Source organism: Streptomyces sp. NH27, assembly GCF_056859195.1.
Map to the genome: position 1 here is coordinate 1 of NZ_JACEGK010000679.1, position 3,533 is coordinate 3,533.

2 protein-coding genes are annotated in these 3,533 nt (G+C 73.8%); both read right to left on the minus strand.

The window, feature by feature from the left end:
- The coding region (locus AC13HU_RS34275) for an ATP-dependent helicase (protein WP_483045897.1) at positions 1-2,391 on the minus strand (2,391 nt) is incomplete at its 3' end.
- Positions 2,392-2,585: 194 nt separating this feature from the next.
- Positions 2,586-3,359, minus strand: a complete 774-nt coding sequence (locus tag AC13HU_RS34280) for a hypothetical protein (protein WP_483045896.1) — start codon at positions 3,357-3,359, stop codon at positions 2,586-2,588.
- Positions 3,360-3,533 lie beyond the last annotated feature (174 nt).

Sequence of the window (3,533 nt, forward strand, 5' to 3'; positions counted from 1 at the left end):
GTCGAGGGGCAGCGGCCAGGGGGGTTCGGTGGCGGAGGCGAGGGCCGGGTTGTCGGCGTCCTCGGCCGGGGGGTCGGCCCAGACCTCGATCTCGCCGTGTCCGGCCTCGCAGTGCGCGCGCAGGGCGTCGAGGAACGCGGACGGCCCGAACGGCTTGGACTGGGTCGGCCCCCACCAGTGCCCGGAGCCGAGCAGGAGGGAGCGCGGCCGGGTGAAAGTGACGTAGCCGAGCCGCAGTTCCTCGACGCGCTGGTGCTCCTTCATCGCGGCGCGGAAGTCGTCGAGTCCGGCCCGGGTCCACGACTCGACGTCGGGGAGGGTGGCGGCGTCACCGCGCAGACCGTGCGGCAGTACCTTCGCGTTGACCGGCCACAGCTCCCGGCCGCGTTCGCTGGGAAAGCCCTTGGCGACCAGCCCGGGCACGACGACCACGTCCCACTCCAGGCCCTTGGCCTTGTGGGCGGTGAGCACCTTCACCGTGTCGTCGCCGCCGGGCAGCGAACTGTCGAGCCCCTTCTCGTATTGCGCCGCGGTGTGCAGGAACCCGAGGAAGGCCAGCAAGGTCGCCTCCCCGTCCAGCGCGGCGAAGGACGCGGCCACGTCGAGGAACGCGTTCAGGGTCTCCTGGCGGCGGGCGGCCAGCGCGTGCGGGGAGGCGGCCAGCTCCACTTCCAGGCCGGTGACGGCCAGCACCCGGTGCAGCACGTCCATCAGCGGGTCGGCCAGTGCCCGGCGCAACTCCCTTATCTCGGCGGCCAGCCGCGCGAACCGCACCCGCGCCGCGGCGGAGAACGGCAGCTCGTCACCGGGTTCGGCGTCGAGGAACGTCTCCAGCGCATCGGCCAACGACACCACCTCGGCCGGGTCGACGCCTTCCACGGCCGCCGCGAGCCGGTCCGGCCCCTCGTCGTCCGCACCGGCGCCGGGCCCGGGACCGTACCGCACCAGCAACCGGGCACGGCGGCCGAGCAGCGCCAGGTCGCGCGGGCCGATCCGCCAGCGCGGGCCGGTCAGCAGCCGCACCAGCGCCGCGTTCGCGGTCGGGTCGTGCAGCACCTCGCACGTGGCGACGAGGTCGGCCACCTCCGGCAGGTGCAGCAGCCCCGACAGCCCGACCACCTCGACCGGCACGTCCCGTGCCACCAGCGCCGCGTGAATGTCGGCGAAGTGCGCGGCCGTACGGCACAGCACCGCGATCTCGCCGGGCGAGGTGCCGGTGCGCACCAGGTGGGCGACGGAGTCGGCGAGCCACTCCATCTCCTCGGCCTGCGTCGGCAGCAGCGCGCAGCGTACGACGCCGTCGTGCTCGGCGCCGGGGGCCGGACGCAGCGCCTCCACGCCTTCGTGCCGTGCCCGCAGTTCGACCGCGAGGGTGTTGGCGAGGTCCAGCAGCCGGCCGCCCGAGCGGCGGTTCTCGCTGAGCGCGTAACGGTCGGCGGGCCGCCCGTCCGCGTACGGGAAGTGCCGGGGGAAGTCGTCGAGGTTCGCCACGGACGCGCCGCGCCAGCCGTAGATCGCCTGGCAGGGGTCGCCGACCGCGGTCACCGGGTGTCCGGTGCCGCCGCCGAACAGCCCGGCGAGCAGCAGCCGCTGCGCCACCGACGTGTCCTGGTACTCGTCCAGCAGCACCACCCGGTACTGGTCGCGCAGCAGCGCGCCGACCTCCGGGCGGCCCTGCGCCAGCTCGGCCGACAGCGCGATCTGGTCGCCGAAGTCCAGCAGGTCGCGGCCCTTCTTCTCCTGCCGGTAGGCGGCGGCCAGTTCGGCCAGGTCACGGCGGGCGGCGGTGGCGTGCGCCACCTCCTTCACCCAGGCGTAGCCGCGTGTGCCCGGGTCCAGTTCGCCGAGTTCCGCGGCGAGCCGCGCGTCGTGGGCACGCAGCCGCTCGGCGGGCATCAGGTGCTCCGACAGCTCGCCGGACAGCGCGAGCAGGTCGCCGACGAGCGTGGGCAGCCCCTTGGTCAGCGCCGGGTACGGGCCGGGCGCGGCCCGCAGCACCTTCGCCGCCAGCTGGAACCGGGTCGCGTCGGCGAGCAGCCGCGCGGTCGGCTCCAGGCCGATCCGCATCCCGTGGTCCTTCAGCAACTGCCCGGCGAAGGCGTGGTACGTCGAGATCTGCGGGTCCCCCGGCACCTGGTCCGGGTCCAGGGCCGGGTCCGGCGGGCCGTCCGCCTCGCCCGGGGTGATGCCCGCCCGCGCCAGCGCCCGCCGCACCCGCTCGGACAGCTCCGCGGCCGCCTTGTTGGTGAAGGTCAGCCCCAGCACCTGGTCCGGCGCGACCTGCCCGGTGCCGACCAGCCACACCACCCGCGCGGCCATCACCGTGGTCTTCCCCGAGCCGGCCCCGGCCACGATCACCCCGGGAGCGGGCGGCGCGGTGATGCACGCCATCTGCTCCGGGGTGAACGGGATGCCCAGCAGCTCCTTGAGCTGCTCAGGGTGGTTGACACGGTTTGCCACTCAGCGAGGCTATCCGCCCGGGCCGACACGCTTCACCGTCCGCACCGCCGCACCTCGGACTCCCGGCTTGGTCCGCACCGCCGCACCTCGGACTCCCGGCTTGCCACTCACGCCCTGTGCCCGACTCAGGCGGACAGGCCCGGGACGTCCATGCCCAGGGTCGTGAAGTCGACCGTCTCACCCGCAGGAGGCGCCGATATCTTCGGCGCCCGGCCGAAGTTCGTGAAGCGGGCCCGGTCCGGGCCGTCGGGGCTGTCGAAACCCAGGACGTAAGGCGTGCCGGTGGCCGCCACGTAGGCCGTCATGATCGTGTCGTCGTCGTCCTCCCGCTGGCGAAGCGGGACAACGCGCCGGCCGTACTTCGTGGTCTCGGCGCCGCGGGTGATCGGTCCGCCGTCACCGGGGTCGAGGAAGGAGTCGAGATGGCACATCGAGTCGAAGTCGTCGGCCGCTTTCGCCGGCAGCTTGGCCCACTTGCCGGCGAGGGCCCGTGCCAGCCCGTCGCCCTGCGAGCCGCCCGTCTGCTGCCAGTACTGCGCGTCGCCCTTGAGGTAGTAGGTCTCGCCGATGCCGATGAGCTGGATGTCGTCGCCGTCCTCGGTGATGGTGGCCGCGCATTTGTCGGTGTCGGCGAAGGCGGCGGTGAAGTGCATCACCGCGTCGTCATCCGAGGTGTACGCGTCGACGGTCACGCCGCTGAGGGACTGCATCGCGTCCTGCGCGTCCGACAGGATCTGGTCGGCGCTCTCCCCGGCGAACGCCCCGGTCTCGGCGGTGGTGGCCGCCGGCACGACGATCGGTGCGCCGCCCGTGTCCTTGCCCCCGCCGCAGCCGGACAGCACCGCCACGGCCGCAGCGGTGCCGAGCACCGCCGCGCAGAAAGTACGTGTGGCCGCCATGGCCGCCCCCTCGCATCCCCCCAAATGCCCGCGCCGGTGGCGGCGGAGCACCTGGAATCCCCTTGCTCTGTACACAGACCATAGCCGCCGGCGGCGACAGCATGCTTTCGGTTATCCACAGGCCGTCACACACGTCCCTGGCGTTCGCGCCGGCCCTGGCGCCCGCTCTGCCCC